General features: G+C 67.6%; 13 protein-coding genes. All 13 read right to left on the reverse strand.

Going from position 1 to position 16,264, the window contains the following annotated elements; translation table 11 throughout:
• Window positions 1–78: 78 nt before the first annotated feature.
• On the reverse strand, window positions 79–918 hold the full coding sequence (locus AC1D1T_RS12890; RefSeq protein WP_477827126.1) for an alpha/beta fold hydrolase: 840 nt from the start codon (window positions 916–918) through the stop codon (window positions 79–81).
• Between the two features lie 8 nt (window positions 919–926).
• Entirely contained in the window at window positions 927–3,116 is a 2,190-nt protein-coding gene (locus AC1D1T_RS12895) for a 3-hydroxybutyrate oligomer hydrolase family protein (protein ID WP_477840878.1), read from the reverse strand.
• Window positions 3,113–4,165 carry a branched-chain amino acid ABC transporter permease gene (locus tag AC1D1T_RS12900; RefSeq protein ID WP_477991955.1) on the reverse strand — a complete coding sequence of 351 codons (1,053 nt, stop codon included), beginning with the start codon at window positions 4,163–4,165 and terminating at the stop codon, window positions 3,113–3,115. The genes AC1D1T_RS12895 and AC1D1T_RS12900 overlap by 4 nt, the downstream gene beginning before the upstream one ends.
• An 8-nt stretch (window positions 4,166–4,173) precedes the next feature.
• Window positions 4,174–5,169: a branched-chain amino acid ABC transporter permease gene (locus AC1D1T_RS12905; RefSeq protein ID WP_477826283.1), complete on the reverse strand. Its 996-nt coding sequence runs from the start codon at window positions 5,167–5,169 to the stop codon at window positions 4,174–4,176.
• The gene (locus AC1D1T_RS12910; RefSeq protein ID WP_477840880.1) at window positions 5,166–5,894 is read right to left on the reverse strand and encodes an ABC transporter ATP-binding protein; all 729 of its coding nucleotides are present in this window, start codon (window positions 5,892–5,894) and stop codon (window positions 5,166–5,168) included. Before AC1D1T_RS12910 ends, AC1D1T_RS12905 begins: the two co-directional genes overlap by 4 nt.
• Window positions 5,891–6,634: an ABC transporter ATP-binding protein gene (locus tag AC1D1T_RS12915; protein WP_477826285.1), complete on the reverse strand. Its 744-nt coding sequence runs from the start codon at window positions 6,632–6,634 to the stop codon at window positions 5,891–5,893. Before AC1D1T_RS12915 ends, AC1D1T_RS12910 begins: the two co-directional genes overlap by 4 nt.
• 8 nt (window positions 6,635–6,642) lie before the next feature.
• On the reverse strand, window positions 6,643–8,082 hold the full coding sequence (locus AC1D1T_RS12920) for an extracellular catalytic domain type 2 short-chain-length polyhydroxyalkanoate depolymerase (protein ID WP_477826286.1): 1,440 nt from the start codon (window positions 8,080–8,082) through the stop codon (window positions 6,643–6,645).
• A 33-nt stretch (window positions 8,083–8,115) separates the two neighbouring features.
• Entirely contained in the window at window positions 8,116–9,297 is a 1,182-nt protein-coding gene (locus tag AC1D1T_RS12925; protein WP_477840884.1) for a substrate-binding domain-containing protein, read from the reverse strand.
• A gap of 231 nt (window positions 9,298–9,528) precedes the next feature.
• Window positions 9,529–10,428 (reverse strand): transglycosylase SLT domain-containing protein, encoded by a 900-nt coding sequence (locus tag AC1D1T_RS12930; RefSeq protein WP_477991952.1) that lies wholly within the window; start codon window positions 10,426–10,428, stop codon window positions 9,529–9,531.
• Between the two features lie 133 nt (window positions 10,429–10,561).
• Complete coding sequence (locus AC1D1T_RS12935; protein ID WP_477825803.1) at window positions 10,562–11,215, reverse strand: DUF6515 family protein; 654 nt, start codon at window positions 11,213–11,215, stop codon at window positions 10,562–10,564.
• A 183-nt stretch (window positions 11,216–11,398) separates the two neighbouring features.
• The gene (locus AC1D1T_RS12940) at window positions 11,399–11,839 is read right to left on the reverse strand and encodes a hypothetical protein (RefSeq protein ID WP_477844292.1); all 441 of its coding nucleotides are present in this window, start codon (window positions 11,837–11,839) and stop codon (window positions 11,399–11,401) included.
• A gap of 12 nt (window positions 11,840–11,851) precedes the next feature.
• Window positions 11,852–14,239: an RHS repeat domain-containing protein gene (locus AC1D1T_RS12945; RefSeq protein ID WP_477991953.1), complete on the reverse strand. Its 2,388-nt coding sequence runs from the start codon at window positions 14,237–14,239 to the stop codon at window positions 11,852–11,854.
• A 4-nt stretch (window positions 14,240–14,243) separates the two neighbouring features.
• Window positions 14,244–16,264, reverse strand: a 2,021-nt coding sequence (locus AC1D1T_RS12950) for a LamG-like jellyroll fold domain-containing protein (protein ID WP_477991954.1), incomplete at its 5' end; no start/stop codon positions are given.

The following is a 16,264-nucleotide window of genomic DNA, read 5'->3' on the forward strand; positions in this document are numbered from 1 at the left end:
CAGCGCGAACGGTGGTGCTCCATACGAACGGGGTCTTTGCGCCGCCAAACTTGAGGTCGCAGTTTGCGACCTCAAAACTCACGGCGCCATCAGGAACCGCTCCACCACCGTCAGTTGCTCCGGCACGTTCAACGCCGGCGCATGCCCGCAGCCCGGCACCGTCACCACCTGCGCGCGCGGGCCGCGCTGTCGCATCTGCTCGGCCACCTCGGGCAGCAGCAGGTCGGAGTGCTCGCCGCGCAGGCACAGCACCGGCAGCGTCAGCGTGTCCCATGCGTCCCACAGCCGGTAGTCGTCGTCGTGGTGGGTGAACTGCATCACCATCGCCGGGTCGTAGTGCGGCGTCACGCGGCCGTCGGGCAAGCGGCGCGTCGAGGTCTCGGTGAGGCGCCGCCACTGGCCGTCGCTCAGCCAGCCGTACGGCTGGTAGATCTTGCGGAAGTACTGCTCCAGCTCGCTCACCGTCTCGAAGGCTGCCGGCCGCCCTGCATAGCCGCGGATGCGCGCGAGCGCCGGCTCGGCCAGCTCCGGGCCGTTGTCGTTCAACACCAGCTTGCGGATGCGGCCGCGCAAGGCACCGGCCGCAGCCAGCGTGCCGATCGCACCGCCCATCGACGTGCCCACCCAGTGAAAGTCGTGCAGCCCGAGCTGGTCGACCAGCGACACCGCCTGCTGCGCGTAGAACGCCAGGCAGTACTCGCGCTCGGGTTCGCGGCTCCATTCGCTCAGGCCGCGGCCCAGCGTGTCCGGGCAGATCACCCGGAAGCGCTGCGACAGGTGCGCCGCCACCTCGTCCATGTCGCGGCAGGTGCGTGCGAGGCCGTGCCACGCGATCACCGTCTCGGCACGGCCGGCGCCCCACTCGGTGTAGTGGAGTTCGCGGCCCTCGCAGGCCAGGTAGTGCGACGTGAAGGCCACGACGGCTTTCAGTTCGGGACGGACACCGACGTGCCGCTGAACCCGATCTGGTCCGCCACCAGCGGCGCGGCGCTGATCGCCGGCACGTTGCCCGCGGTGATCATCGGCGCCGCGCTCGGTGCGCCACCACGCGGCGTTGCGCGCACCACCTGACTGGGCGGCAGCGCGGCACCGGTCTTCAGGTGCGCATACATCGCGTCCATCGCCCGGTTGAAGTACACGTGCAGCGGCACGAACCGTGTGTCGAAGCCTGGGAACGACAGGAAGCCGTCGAAGTGCTGGGCGTTCGCCACCTCGATGTAGCCCAGCTTGCTGGCCGCCGCCTCCACCGTCTTGTTGAACGCCACGTAGGCGCGCGCGTTGTTGTTGACCGGCACCAGCGCATCGCTGCGGCCCGCCACCACCAGCGCCGGCTTCGCGCGCAGGTTGCCGTTGACCACCACCTCGGCCATGCCGGCCTGCACCGCCGCCGCCTGCGCCGCGGTCGGACGCGTCGACGACGCGGTGGCCGTCAGCGCCGCGCCGGTCTCGTCGACGCCGGTCACCAGCGCACGCTGGCACAGCGCGTTGTCTAGGCCGAAGTCCTGCACGCCGGTCGACACCGAGATCGCGGCCGACCACAGCTTCGCGCCGCCGACGGAATCGTTGTAGACGACGCTGGCCGGCGACCCGTTGGCGGTGCCATTGCCGGTCGCGAAGCTCGGCGCCTTGCTCGCCGCGAGAGCTGCGATCGGGTTGCCGCCCGCATCCACCTGCGCGAAGCTGGTGTTGCACAGGTTGTCGGTCACCGAGAAGCGACCGTACATCATCGGGTACATCGCCGACAGGATCGGCCCGTTGCCGAGTGCGTAGTGCGCGTTGTGCATCTGGTCGTTGTCGGCGGTCCAGCCATAGGCGCGCAGCTTGGCCAATGCGTCGGCCGATTGGGCCGCCGTGTCCGCGCCGGTCACCAGGCCCTTGGCCGCGAGGCCCGCACAACGCGCCGCGGCCTTGCCGGTCTGCGCGGTCGCCACCAGGTAGTTGAAGGTCGAGGTCTCGGCCATCGCCGCGCCGGCCGCCAGCGCGGCGCAGGGCTGGTAGAGGTTGCCGTAGGTCGTGAAATCCCCCAGCTTCTTGCCGTAGCCGATGACCGCCGCGCCGCCGAACTCCACGCCGTAGCCGGTGGTGGTCGGCAGCTCGGTCACCGGCTCGCCGGCGACCACGCCGTCGATCAGGCCCGTCGCATCGGCCTCGGCCGCGCGCAGCACCGCCGCGCCGCCGTTCGACACCGAGCCGGCGATCACGATCGTGTTGGCCGCGGTGAACGGCAGCGGCGCCGCCGCATTGCCGTAGCGGTCGTTCAGCGCATACAGCCCGTAGGCGGCGGCCACCAGCGTGTCGCTGCCCCAGTCCTTCTCGGCGTTCTGCTGCGAGTGCGCCTGCTTCAGCGACAGCCGGTTCGGGAACAGCGCGTTGAATGTGGCACGCGCGGTGTCGGTCACCGCAGCGGCGAACGACGCTGCCGCGCCGGCCGCGGCCCGCGTCGCGCGCGTGCCGTCGATGCGGTTCACCGTGTCGTCCGCCATGTCGTACAGCCCCATGCCCTTGCCGGCATCGGTCAGCGCGACCGCGCAGCCATGCTTCAGGCCCCACTCGGCCGAGGTGGCGATCGCGCCGTACACACCGCGCGAACCGGACGACGGGCCGAGCACGAGGCACGGCGCGCTCTGGTTGAAGCTGTCGGGGATCTGCACCGCGATCGCGACCCGCTTGGTGCCGGCCGCGTTGTCCAGCACCGCGACGTACTCGCGGCCCGGGATCAGGCCCTCGCCGGTCGTCGCCTGGCCTGTCACATCGACGTTCGGCCCGTACAGCGTGCCGTAGCCGCCGCCGGCGCTGATGTCGACCAGGCCGCGGTAGTTGCTGAAGAGGGCGTTGCGGCGCAGCTCGGCGGCGGTCGGGTTCAGCGGATCGGCGTAGGTGGGTGCCGCGCCGCCCAGCCCGGACTTGCCGAGCCCGCCGGTCAGCAGGTCCTGCGTCGCGGCAGTGCTGCCGCTGCCGGTGCTGGTCGCGGGATAGTCCGTCATCGATTGCTGCGTGACGTTGGCGGGCAGTGTGTTGACGGGGGGTGGCATGTCGTCGTCGCTGCCGCAGCCGGCGACGGCAACGGCAGACAGTCCGAGGGCGGCGAGCGTGAGCGGGTGCAGGTTCATCTTCATGGCGATGTCTCCTTCTTGGTGTGAGGGGCCGGCTGGCTTGTCCGCATCGCGCGCAGCCGCCCCACGATCCCGTTCGGGAAGTGGTAGACCGACAGCACGAAGAGAACCCCGAGCCACAACAGCCAGCGCTCGGGCGAGATCAAGGTGGAGAGCAGCGGCACGCCGCCCACCAGCGGCGCGGCGAGCGCCATCAGGTTCTGCAGGTAGCTCTGCGCCAGCACGAACAGCAGGCTGCCGACGACCGCGCCGTAGACGCTGCCCATGCCGCCGATCACGACGATCAGCAGCACGTCGAGCATGATCTCGAAGCTCAGCGACGTGTCCGGCCCGTTGTAGCGCAGCCAGAGCGCGAGCACGCAGCCGGCGAGCGTCGCGAACAGCGCCGACAGCACGTTCGACAGCGTGCGGTACACCACCGTGYGGTAGCCGATCGCCTCGGCGCGGAAGTCGTTCTCGCGGATCGCCTGCAGCACGCGGCCGAACGGCGAGTTGACGATGCGCAGCATCGCGAGCACCAGCGTCAGCGCCACGGCAAACAGCAGGTAGTACGCGACCCGGCGATCGCCCAAGGCCTCGGGCAGCCGGAAGCTCAGCCCGTCTTCGCCGCCGGTCCAGTCCGACAGCTGCGACGCGAGCGTCAGGAAGGCCGAGGCCACCGCCAGCGTGATCATCGCGAAGAAGATCGCCTTCACGCGCAGGCTGAACAGGCCGATCAGCAGCGACAGCACGAGCGACACCGCGAGCGCCGCCAGCATGCCCACCGCCAGCGCGCCCCAGCCCGGCCCGAGCCGCGTGCTGGCGATCGCGATGCCGTAAGCGCCGATGCCGAAGAACATCGTGTGCGCGAAGCTGACGATGCCGGTGTAGCCGAGCAGCAGGTCGAAGCTCGCGACCAGCACGATGAAGACCATCACCTTGGCCGCGACGTTCATCGCCTGCGTGCCGGGGAACACGAACGGCGTGGCGGCCAGGCCGAGCACGATCGCGGCCAGCAGCACCGTGAGCACGCGGCTGCGCGGCAGGTCGTGCGACAGCAGGCGATCCAGCAGGCGCGCGCTCATCGCGAACTCACCGGGTACAGCCCGCGGGGCCGCCACAGCAGCACCGCGACCATCAGGCCGATGTTCGAGAACAGCGCGACCTTCGGCCACAGGAAGCCGGTGTAGTTGGCCAGCAGCCCGACCAGCAGCGCGCCGACGAAGCAGCCGAGCGTCGAGCCCAGCCCGCCGATGATGATCACGATGAAGATCAGCACGTTCAGCTGCGCGCCGATCTGCGGCACCACGCCCTGCTGGTACAGCGCCCACAGCGAGCCGCCGAGCCCGGCCAGCGCCGAGCCGGCGACGAACACGCCGACGAACAGCGTGCGCACCGGGTAGCCGAGGGCCTCGACCATCTCGCGGTCCTGCACGCCGGCGCGCACCAGCAGGCCGAGCTTGGTGCGGTTCAGCGTGAACAGCATTGCGGCCAGCACGACCGCGCCGAGGCCGGTGGCCAGCAGCCTGAACTTCTCGACCGACGCGTCGCCCAGCGCCAGCACGCCGCGCAGCGCCTGCGGCAGCGACAACGGGATCAGCGCCGGGCCCCAGATCGCCTTGATCAGCTCCTCGCCGATGATCATGCCGCCCATCGTGATCAGGATCTGCTTCAGGTGCTGGCCGTAGACCGGGCGCACCAGCACGCGCTCGAAGGCCCAGCCCACGGCGGCGGCGAGTGCCATCGCGGCCAGCATCGCCGGGAACAGCGCGGCCAGGTTGAGCCACAGGCTGTCGGCGCCGGTCCAGTCGGCCAGGCCGCCGAGCACGCTGGTGGCGATGAAGGCGCCGAACGCGATGAACACGCCGTGGCCGAAGTTCAGCACGTCCATCAGCCCGAACACCAGCGTCAAGCCCGATGCGACGATGAAGACGATCATCCCCATCGCGAGGCCGGCCACCGTCAGCGTGAGCCAGCTCGACGCAGAGCCGATCAAGGGCCAGGCGGCGAGTGCGAGCAGCGGCACCAGTGCGATCGGCAGCAAGTCGAACGACGAACGGGGCAGCGTGCTGCTCATGCATGCGCTCCCAGCGAGAGCCCGAGCAGGCGGTGCTGCAAGGCTTCGTCGTCGGCCAGCTCGGCCATCGCGCCGCGGTGCACGATGCGGCCGCCGTCCATCACCGCGACACGGTCGCCGAGCGCGCGCGCCATCGCGAAGTTCTGCTCGACCAGCAGGATCGTCGTGCTGGTCGCCTTCATCTCGCGCAGCGCCGCGACCAGGTTCTGCACGATGGCCGGCGCGAGGCCCTTGCTCGGCTCGTCGATCAGCAGCAGGCGGCGCGGCTCGATCATCGCGCGCGCGATCGCGAGCATCTGCTTCTGCCCGCCCGACAGCGCGCCGGCCGGTTGCAGCCAGAACGTGCGCAGCGCGGGGAACAGGCCGCACAGCCAGTCGAGGCGCTGCGTGTCGATGTCGGCCAGCGAGCGGGCACCGCGCGCGGCCAGCAGCAGGTTCTCGCGCACCGTCAGGTCGCCGAAGATGCCCATGTTCTCGGGCACGTAGGCGATGCCGCGCTGCGCGATGCGCGGCGTGCCGAGGCGCGTGATGTCGTCGCCGTCGAATGCGATGCGGCCGGCGGAGGCCGTCCACAGGCCCATGATCGTGCGCAGCGTGGTGGTCTTGCCGGCGCCGTTGCGGCCGAGCAGCATCGTCACCTGGCCGGCCGGCACGTCGAGGTCGACGCCCTGCAGCAGGTGGTAGGCGCCGACGTGCGTGTGCACGCCCTGCAGCGAGAGCGTCATGCCGCCAGCCCCAGGTAGGCCTGCCGCACGACCGGCGACGCGATCACGAGCCCGGGCTCGCCGTCGGCGACGAGCTGCCCGTTGTGCAGCACGACGATGCGGTCGGCCAGTTCGCGCACCACGTCCATCTTGTGCTCGACCAGCAGGATCGTGCAGTCCGCGCGCGCCTTCAGCTGGCGGATCAGGTCCAGCACCACCGGCACCTCGTCGACGCTCATGCCGGCGGTCGGCTCGTCGAACATGAAGACGCTCGGCTCCAGCGCCATCAGCATCGCCACCTCCAGCTTGCGCTGGTCGCCATGCGGCAGGCTGCCGGCCGGTTGATCGGCCCGGGCTTCGAGGCGCACCTGTTCGAGCAGCTGCTGCGTGCGCTCGAGCACGCCGCGGTGGTCGCGCCACACCGACCACAGGTTCAGGCCGAGTCGTGCGCGCGATTGCACGACGAGCCGCACGTTCTCGCGCACCGGCAGGGCGGGGAACAGCTGCGTCAGCTGGAAGGCCCGGCCGATGCCGCGCCGCGTGCGCGCGGCCGGGCCTTCGGCGGTGATGTCGATGCCGTGCAGCCGCACGCGGCCGGCCGTCGCGCGCAGCTGTCCGGAGATCAGGTTGAACCAGGTCGTCTTGCCGGCACCGTTCGGGCCGACGATCGCGGTCAGCGTGCCGGATTCGAACGTGCAGCTGACGCGATCGACCGCGACGTGGCCGCCGAAGCGGATGGTGAGGTCCTGGGTCTCGAGCATCGCGGCGGTCAGGGGCAGGTGCCGATCACGTAGTAGTTCGTGCCGGTCATCTTCAGCGTCGTCGTGACAAAGAGATTCCACAGCCCCATGTTCTGGTTCGAGCCGTTGGCGAGCGCATAGCCGCCCTGCACGTGCGCGCGGTTGGCCGCGACGTGGGCGTAGTTGCTCGCGGTGGTGCAGGTGGCGGCCGGCGGCGCGCCGGTGGTGGTGCCGGTGGCGGCGCCGGACGACGGCCCTTCGACGCCGCTGCCGTCGACCGCCTTCACCGTCCAGGAATACGTGGTGCCGGCGGCGAGGCCGGTGTCGGTGTAGCTCGTCGCGGTGACGAGGCTCGCGTTGACCTGGTTGCCGCCGCGGTACACGTTGTAGCCGCTCGCGCCGCTGACGCTTCCCCAGCTGATCACCATGCTGCTCGCCGTCGCGCCCGAGGTGCCGACGCCCGCCGGTGCCGGCAGGCCGGACGGTGCCGAGCCGCTGCCCAGCGTCGTCATCATCGCGCGCACCGCCGCCATCTGCGGGCCGGATTTCTTCGCGTAGTTCGCGTTGTCGTACCCCCACCAGTCCCAGCAGCTGTTGGTGGCCTGCGTGCTGGTCTGCGGGTAGAGCACCACGATGCCGTTGGTGTCGGCCCAGCGGTTGTAGCCGGTGTTGCGCACGTACTGCTGGCCGACCAGCGCGGTGTTCTGCTGGCAGCCGTGGAACACCACGTGCAGCTTGCACACAGCGCCTGTGCTGCAGCTCTGCGGCACGTAGACCCAGCCGGTGGTGGCCATGCCGTGGCCGGTGATGAAGGCGGTCTGGTCGAACTCGGTGAACGTGCCGGACAGCGTGCCGTTGTTGCGCGGGTTCAGCGTGCCGTGCAGCTGCTTCAGGATCTCGCCGGCGAGGTCGAAGTCGCAGTCGTTGATGTAGGGCGACGCGGTCGTGGCGCAGCTGCTGCCGTAGTCGTCGGTGATCATCGCGTGGCCGGACGCGATGGTGTTCTTGTAGAAGAGGTTCGCCGCCGGCACGAAGCTCTGGTAGTAGGTCTTCAGGTCGTTCATCACCGCCGGCTTCACGGTGTTGTCCGAGGTGCCGGAGTAGAGGTAGACCTTCGAATTGGCGAGGTTGGCGACCGGGTCGATCAGGCCGCTCGTGGCCCAGCTGTTGGTGGTGCTGACGAGGCTGCTGACGGGGATGGTGCTCGCGTGCGTCATGCAGCGGCCGGTCGCGTTGACGATCGATCCCTCGGCGCAGTAGTACGGCCCGCCGGCCACGATGCCGGCACCGCGCTTGAACGTGGCCGAGTAGGCGACGTGCATCTGCACGGCCATGAAGCCGCCGGAGGACAGGCCGGAGACGCTGACCTCGGCGGGGTCGATCTGCAGCTGGGGCAGCGGAGTGGCCTGACAGGCCGCGGCAAACACGAGCGAGGCTGCAGCCCCGATCCTGGCGAACCGGTTCTTCATCGTGGTGTCTCCTGGTTGTGGGGCGGACCTTGCTCAGCGCCTGTTGCGGATCGGCACGTCCATCTCTTCGGGCTTGATCTCGCGCACCAGCTCCGGCACGCCCCAGGCGAAGGCCGGGTCGGCCTTGATGCGGAAGTGGTACATGCTCTGCATCGCCTGGTGATCCTCCTTGCGGAACACCATGCGGCCCTTGGGCGTCTCGAAGGCCATGCCTTCCATGGCAGCGATCAGCTTGTCGGTGGCCGTCGCGCCCTGCGTCTTCTTCAGCGCCTCGACGACCGCGATCGCCGCGCTCATGCCACCGGCGGTGAAGAAATCCGGCGGCGCCTTGAATTGCTTGTAGTGATTGGCCACCAGCCATTCGTTGACCGGGTTCTTCGGGATGCCGAAGTAGTAGTACGTGGCGCCTTCCATGCCGGGGAAGTTCTTGTACGCGGCCATCGCAGGCAGGATGTTGCCGCCGGCCGCGATCTCGATGCCGTGGCGCTTCAGGTCGAGGTCGGCGATCTTGAACGGGTTGCCGACCCCGGCCCACAGGATCCAGATGATCTTGCGGCCGGGCTGGTCCTTCAGCTTGTCGATCAGGCGCTGCGCACCGGCGGTGAAATCGGTGGTGCTGGTCGGCAGGTACTCGCCGTCGATCAGCTTCGCCTTCTTGATCGACTCCTTGAAGGCCTTCACGCCGTCGCGGCCGAAGGCGTAGTCCTGCGCGAGCGTCGTGATCGTGACGCCGGGCTTGTCGAGCGCGACCGCGTTGGCGATCGCATCCTGCGAGCTGTTGCGCCCGGTGCGGAAGATGTAGCGGTTCCACTTGTCGCCGGTGATCGAATCGGCGACCGCGGGCTCGACCAGCAGCAGCTTCTTGTACTCCTCCGCCACCGGCAGCAGCGCCAGCGCGACGCCCGACGACGACGGGCCGACCGCGATGTCGGCGTTGTCGTCGCCATAGGCCGCGGCGAGCTGGCTCTTGCCGACGTCGGGCTTGCCCTGATCGTCGCGCTCGATCACGATGAGCTTGCGGCCAGCCACCGTCATCGTGCCGCCGGTCGCGTAGTCGAGGCCCATCATGAAGCCGGTCTGCGTCTGCTTGCCGTAGGCCTCCAGCGGGCCGGTCTTGCTGTAGACGTGGGCGATGCGGATGTCCTTGGGCTGCGCCAGCGCGCCGGTGGCGGCGATGGAAAGCCCGGCCAGGGAAAGGCAGGCCAGCAGCGCCATCGGGCGCCGTCGGGTCGCGGTCATGCTGTCTCCTGTTTTATTGGAATGGTGATGCGCGTGCACCATCACAGCGCAAGCGACGTGCCACACCTGGCGATCGTGCGCCACGCCGTTCAAGCCCTTGAGTGGCAAGGACTTTGTGTCAGCAGCTTCGGGTTGTCCCGGGGGCCGCGCCAGGCGGCAGTGGATGGAACGCGGACAGTGCGCACTGTCCGCCGAGCAGGCAAGTGCCTAGAACTTGCGCATCGAGGCGAGCTGCGGCGAGGCCTCGGTGACTGCGGTGTCGAACGGGTGCGTCAGCATGCGCGACGACTTCAGGATGCGACTCACGTAGCCCAGCGTCTCGGCATACGGCGGCACGCCGCGGTAGCGGTTCACCGCGCCTTCGCCGGCGTTGTAGGCTGCCGCCACGAGCGTCACGTCGCCGCGATAGTAGGCGAGCAGCCAGCGGATGTAGGCGAGGCCGCCGCGGATGTTCTGCGCCGGGTCGAACGGCCGCTTCACGTTGAAGCGGGCGGCCGTCTCGGGGATCAGCTGCATCAGGCCCTGCGCGTTCTTCGGCGATTGCGCGACCACGTCGAAGTTCGATTCGACCTGGATGAACGCGAGCGCGAGCTGCGGATCGACGCGGTACTCCGGCGCGATGGTCTTCACGAGGTCGACGATGTACTTGGGGCCGTTGGTCCGCAACTCGGCGGTGGGTGCTGCGGCGACGGGTGTGGCCTGCACCGCCGCCGCGACGACGGGCGCGGGCGGGCGCATGCAGTCGGGGATGTCGGCGCCGGGCTGGCCGACGCGCTCGAGCATGCGCACCGCCTGCGGCAGGCCTTGCTCGGCGGCGGCGTGGAAGAAGAACGACGCGGTCGCGTCGTTGCGGTCGATGCCGCGGCCGTTCGCGTACATCCACGCGAGGTTGTATTGCGATTCGGCGTCGCCCTGGCGGGCGGCCTGGCAGTACAGCTGCGCGGCGCGCACCGGATCGCGCGGCACGCCTTCGCCGTTCTCGTAGGCGACAGCCTCGTCGCGGGTCAGGCGGACCAGCAGGTCATCTGACGTGGCGAGGGCGTCTGCCTGCGCCCGCACCGTGCCGGTGAGGCAGCAGAGCAGCAGCAGGAGGGTGGGCAGGCGCATCGGTCGGACAAGAGGGAGTGGAGCCGAAACTTAACGGCCACACCCTCTGCCCACAACCGCCCATGCGCGGGGGTGGCACGAACTCCGCATACCTCCACCCGTTCAGGCTGAGGTATCGAAGCCCTTCTCGCTGTCAGCGAACCGTGTACCCGCGCCCGTCCATGCAGGCGGCCACCGCGCGCTGGAACACCGAGGCATCGGCCATCGCCGACGGCTGCGTGGTCGCCCAGCGGTTGCATTCCTGGCGGTCGGCCTCGGTCTGCGCCGGGCTCTGCCCGTTGCGCGGGTAGAGGATGGGATCCGGCGCGGGCTTCGGCGGCGGCAGAACCGGTGCCGGTTGAGCGGCATCGGCCCCCGGCGGCGGCTCGACGACGGCATAGCCGCCCGGCGCGGTCGCGTAGTAGGCGCCGTTCGCGTAGTAGTACGGCGCGCCGCCGATGTAGAGCGTGGTGTAGGCCGGCGGCAGCAGCGGCACGACGATGCCGATCGGCGGCGCGATGACGACGTAGCGCGGGCCCTGCGGGCGGAACCAGACGCCGCCCTGGTAGAAGTAGTTGCCGCCGTGGAACCCGATGCTGATGCTGCCGCCCGGCAGCGCCGCCGCGACGTAGCCGCGCGACGGGTAATAGTGGTCGTGGTGGTAGCGGTTGTCGAACTGCCAGTGCGGCGAGCGGTAGCCGGGGGGCGGGCCGCCGCGGCCGTGGCGCTCCTGGGCCTGGGACACGCCTGAAAGAACGGCCAGCGCGAGGATCGCACCGGTCAACACGAATCGCTGGATGGTTGCCATGTCGATCTCCTGGACGATGCGATCGTCGCGGGAGAGCGTATCGGGTGGGTTGCAGGTGTGCAAAGAAACGTGTGAGGTCGCTGCACCGGGGCTGACTACCAGTCATACATGTCTTTGGTCCACTTGGCACCCAGGTGATATCGCGTCGGCACGTCGCGCAAACACACCTCACGGTGACGCCGCTCAAGTCAAACTAATATCTGAACCAAGGGCATAACGTTCATATAGCTCGGGAAAGCTACCAAAGATATCCTCATCTGCGTCATAGAAATCTTGCCTTGCGGCAATCTGGCGGGCGCCTTCCAACAAGGAAATGCCAGCTGTGCCAACGAAGGCAGTCGGAGATGGATGCCTCGTGTTGAGCAAATTCATGAATCCTGCGGCTGCAGCGAAATTCGCTTTCGCCTCTTCAGACAGAAGGTAATCAACAAGGACACCCAAATAGTAGAGGAAGCAACTGCCTTTCGAGTAGTACAGCACCTCTGGCAAGGTCGAGGGACTATCGACCAGCATTTGAATGGCACGCGTGCGCCCAAGGCCATTCAAGGTGCGCCAAGCCCAAGCCTCATCCAAGTCGTCAGGGGCTGGCGTCCATTCATTACATAGAGATAGATCAATATTCATTACCGCCTCCAATTATGGACAATCCTTCTTGCAATCCCAAGCGTTCTTGAGGCGACGCTCCCACTTCTCCAGTTCCTTTTCTTTTTGCCGAATCTGGTCATCGTGGCCACGCCCCGGTCCCCAATTGCCTTCCCACAATTTTCTACCTGTGATGCACATGCGCAGCTTGCGGATTTGCCATCGCATGTTCTCGCACTTGTCCAAATTCGGAGGGGGAGGAGCACTGCAGATTCTTGAGTACGCATCGTGCATTGAATCTTTAAAGTTAATCGCTGGAACGCTTGATACGGGTTCCGGATGCAATAAGTCGTACAAGCTGCCACCGGGGGATTGGCCGGTGAAATGCTCCCACGTGTTATTGATTCCAATACCTATTCCGATGCCGCCAGCGCCTGCTGCTGCCACAGCAGCCCCGGCAACAGCCAAAGGAACACCAGCTGCAGCTCCTCCTGCGCCAACAGCCCCTGCAGCGGGCGCAAGCGTTTGCAGAGTCTGCTGAGAGCTGCCAAAGTCGAAAAGTCCAAGTGGATCCGTGCCGACCAATGGGTTACCGTCAACGTACGTGTATGTGGACGGACTCCCTCCCGCCAGCCCGATGGGGTCACTTTGCGGATATCCGCCGCGGGAGGAATCGTAGTTTCGGAAGTAGTTGTACCAGAGTCCGCTCTCCGCATCCGCATACTGCCCCGGGAACCGCATGTTCTGCGTGAAGGCCCCAAGCCCCTCGGGATTGGTCTCTGGCGCCGTCGTGCCGAACGGCTCGGCCATCCAGCGCCAGCGCTTGGCGCCGTTCTGGTCCACCACGATACGCGGTGCGTTCAGGTGATCGGCGTGGATGTAGAACACCAGCGGCGGAGCGTTCGGATTGCTCGCGTTCGCCGGGTCCGGCATGAACATCGCCACCGGGATGTTGTCCAGCCACACGTATTCGCGCAGCGCCTTGCCGGTCTGGTCGTATTCGCCCAGCAGTCGGCCCTCCAGGTCGTACACGAAGATCACCACCTCGCCGGTGCTCGTCACCTTGCGGATGCGCCGGCGCTCCGCGTCGTAGTCGTAGCTGCCGGTGACGCCCGCCTTCGTGATGCTCGCAATCGCGCCGTTCAGGCCATAGGTTGCCGTGTAGCCTGCGCTGTCGTTGGTCGTGTTGCCGGCGTTGTCGTAGGTGAAGCTTCTGGCCGGATTCGTGATGCTCGTCAGCCGGTTGCTCGTCACCTCGGTCGTGTAGTCGCTCGGGTTGCCGTTCAGGCTCACGCTCGTGCGGTTGCCGTTCGGGTCGTAGGCGATCGACCAGCTCGATGCCGACGTGATGATGCTGGTCAGTCGGCTGTTTTCGTCATACGCGAAGCCCTGGTTCAGCGCCGGCTGCGGCGTGCCGTCACTGGCCAGCAGGTGCGTGAAGCCGGTGATGCGGTCAGCCGCGTCGTAGCTCACATCGCGCAGCACATTGCCCAGTGGGTAGCGCACGATGCGACCGCTCAGGTCGAACTGCCGCGTATGATTCACCAGGCCGCTGGTCATGTGCCAGTCCCAGCCACTCACCGGGCCGAAGGGTTCCCACTTCACGTTGCTGATCAGCGGGAYRGGCGYGCTGCCTGCRTCYTTGGCCARGCTCATSSCGWTGAGCTCGCCGGTGTCACGCGTGATCACCAGCACCCGGCCCGACGGGTAGGTGATSGTCATCAGGTCGCCGTGCGAGTAGGCGTACTTCACCGTCGTCTGGATCGGCACGGTGTTCGCACCGGCCTTGGCGTTCACCGATTGCACGGCTTCGGTGATCCGGCCGCGTGGGTCGTACTTCACACGGGCGAAGCCGCTGGGGTGATCCACCCGGCTGAGCCGGCCGATGCTGTAGGTGTAGTCCGCGCCGGTGAGGTCCCAGCTCCACGTGATGGTCTGGCTGGCCTGTCCGCTCTGGCTGTAGACGACGCTGGTCGGCCGCCCTTCCAGGTCGTAGGTGTAGGTCTCGGTGACGCCGCGGCTGTCGGTGCGGGTCTTCAGCCGCCGGGCTGCGTCGTAGGTGATGTTGGTGATGCCGGTGTCCGGGCTGATCAGCTGCGTCGCATCGCCGAAGCCGTTGCGCGGGTATTGCGTGACCAGGTTGCGCGGGTCGGTCACCTTCGTCGGCCTGCCTCCTCCGTCGTACTCGATCGCAGTCTTGCCGTTCCGCGGATCGGTCAGTTCCTTCACGCGGTACTGCGCGTCGTAGCTCGCCTTGTTCTGCAGGTTCAGGCTGTTCGGGGCCTTCGTCACCTTGGTGGGATTGCCCTCGGCATCGTATTCGTAGGTCGTCACCGGAATGGGTGACACCGGTGGGGGTGGAACTTGAGCCATCGCTGCGGTCGAGGTCAGCAAGGCCGAAACGGCCGCAGCAATCAGCTTGTGGTTCATCGTCTTGTTCATGTTCTCACTCCCTGCCCGTGCTTTGCTGCGCACGGCCCAGTGCGTCCATTGCCCGGACCAGGCCGCGCTTGAGCGCGCCGGCCGGGTCCTTCACACGCTCGTCCGTCTTGTTGCCGGCGTTGTCGAGCACGTAGTCGATGCGGTTGGCCTTGTGGTCGTATGCCGCCACCTGTCGGTGCGCATCGTCGTAGTCGAAGCCAACCCAGGTGCCGTTGTCGAAGGTCACTTTCTTCAGCTGACCCGCTTCGTCGTACGCATACGTCGTCGTCTCGCCACCGACCGTGTTCGTCAGCAGGCGCTGCCGCAGGTCGTAGGTGTTCACGGTCACAACGCCGCTCGGGTCGGTGCTCTGCAGCACCTGGCCGTAGCGGTTGTAGCGATCGAACGTGGTCATCTTGCCGAGCGAGGTGGTGATCGATTTCAGATCTCCGCGCTGGTGATCGTCATTCGTCTCGGCGTGGTACGCGAAAGTGGTCGTGCCGGTATCTGGATCGGTCGCGGTCAGCACGCGGCCATCGGCGTCATAGGTCCACTCGCTGACGCGGCTGGGCACCTGCGTCTGCAGCAACGGCGGCGTGCCGGTCGTCGGTGCTTCAGGAGGTGGCACGGCGTCGGACACGGCAACGAACGGCGCCGTTGGCACGGTGAAGGCAGCGGCGTAGCGGGCCAGGCCCTTGGTGATGCGTACCTCGTCGACGTAGCCCGAGAAAGTCGAGTTGGACAGCACTGCACCCATGCCTTGCAACGCCCCGATGACGGCCGGCTCCTGCACATCACCGGTCGCCGCGCTGCCTACGTTCACCGGCGTGCCCACGGGCTGGCCATTGCGATACAGCGCAAGCGTCTGGCCTGAACGGACGAGTGCGACGTGATGCCACGTGTTGAGAGGCAGCGGCACGGTGTCTTGCACCGAGTAGGCCGTCGAACCGGACCAGATCGCCGCACTCAGCGCACCGGCCTGCGGAACACCGGAGGTTTCCGTGTAGATCAACCAACCCCGAACCCCGCCGATCTGGTCATGGACCACCAAGCCTCGGTAGTTGATGGACGCACTGTCCAGGTACACCCAGAATTCCACCGTGAAGTCGCCTGAGCCGAAGTTGTAGGCATCAGCACCTTGCGCGGCGACATGCGAATCGCCGCCGTTGAAGCGGATCGAGCTCGGCCCGAAGCGGCTCGTTGTCGTGCTGAGCTGTGCGCCACCCGCGGCGGTCACGCTCTTCGCGCTGGGACTGCTGTCGGTCATGACCGTCGAGGCCTGGGCACCATCGGCATGCAGCAGCAGGCTCACGGTGGAATCCACGGACGGTCCCGAAGGCACACCAGCTCGGAGTGCGAAACCGGTACTGCCGTTCGAATCGGCCGTGGATTGCTCCACACGCTTGCACAGTGCCGCGAGCGGCTTGCCGTCCGGCAGCGTTGCACCAGCCGGCGCGCAACTTGCGATGGCTTCTGCGTTGAATGGGTCAGGTCGACCGTTGTACACGCTCGTCGTGAGCTGCCCTGGCGCGGCCACCCGGATCGGCAGGTTCCAGTCGGGGTGCCACTGCGTGCTGACCTTCACCGCACCGGCGGGCAGGTTGGCGCCCGGGCCGGTGACGGATGTGCAGTTCAGCTCGCTGCCCAGGCGCGTCACCTGAACGGCCTCGAGGCCGCGGGTCGCGTCATGCACGTAGCAGCTGCGCTTGCCGTTGAAATCGTCCTTGCTGGCCACCCGGCCGTTGGCGTCATACGACTGGCTGCGGCTGCTCGCCAGGCTCCCCGCGCCGGCGGGTTGACTCTGCGAGCTGAACTGGTTCTTGCCGTTCACGCTCACCGTGCTCCACGTCGTCGTCTGCCCGCTCGGCTCGGTCATCACCACACCTTGCGGCTGCACCCAGCTGAAGTACCGGGCGACTCCGCCTGGGTACGCCACCTGGTCGACCTGGATGGCCGGCGGTGTCGTGTAGCTCACGCTGTAGCGGTCGACCCCGCCGGCGTGCTCGGTGGCAATCGCACGGCCCTCGATGTCGTAGGTGAAGGTCG

The sequence above is a fragment of the Rhizobacter sp. P2_H3 genome, from assembly GCF_056403355.1.

Excerpts from the sequence above, each read along its gene's own strand:
- AC1D1T_RS12895 (WP_477840878.1), bottom strand. The coding sequence starts at position 3,116 with ATGAAGATGAACCTGCACCCGCTCACGCTCGCCGCCCTCGGACTGTCT.
- AC1D1T_RS12905 (WP_477826283.1), bottom strand. The coding sequence starts at position 5,169 with ATGAGCAGCACGCTGCCCCGTTCGTCGTTCGACTTGCTGCCGATCGCA.
- AC1D1T_RS12910 (WP_477840880.1), bottom strand. The coding sequence starts at position 5,894 with ATGACGCTCTCGCTGCAGGGCGTGCACACGCACGTCGGCGCCTACCAC.
- AC1D1T_RS12915 (WP_477826285.1), bottom strand. The coding sequence starts at position 6,634 with ATGCTCGAGACCCAGGACCTCACCATCCGCTTCGGCGGCCACGTCGCG.
- AC1D1T_RS12920 (WP_477826286.1), bottom strand. The coding sequence starts at position 8,082 with ATGAAGAACCGGTTCGCCAGGATCGGGGCTGCAGCCTCGCTCGTGTTT.
- AC1D1T_RS12925 (WP_477840884.1), bottom strand. The coding sequence starts at position 9,297 with ATGGCGCTGCTGGCCTGCCTTTCCCTGGCCGGGCTTTCCATCGCCGCC.
- AC1D1T_RS12930 (WP_477991952.1), bottom strand. The coding sequence starts at position 10,428 with ATGCGCCTGCCCACCCTCCTGCTGCTGCTCTGCTGCCTCACCGGCACG.
- AC1D1T_RS12935 (WP_477825803.1), bottom strand. The coding sequence starts at position 11,215 with ATGGCAACCATCCAGCGATTCGTGTTGACCGGTGCGATCCTCGCGCTG.
- AC1D1T_RS12940 (WP_477844292.1), bottom strand. The coding sequence starts at position 11,839 with ATGAATATTGATCTATCTCTATGTAATGAATGGACGCCAGCCCCTGAC.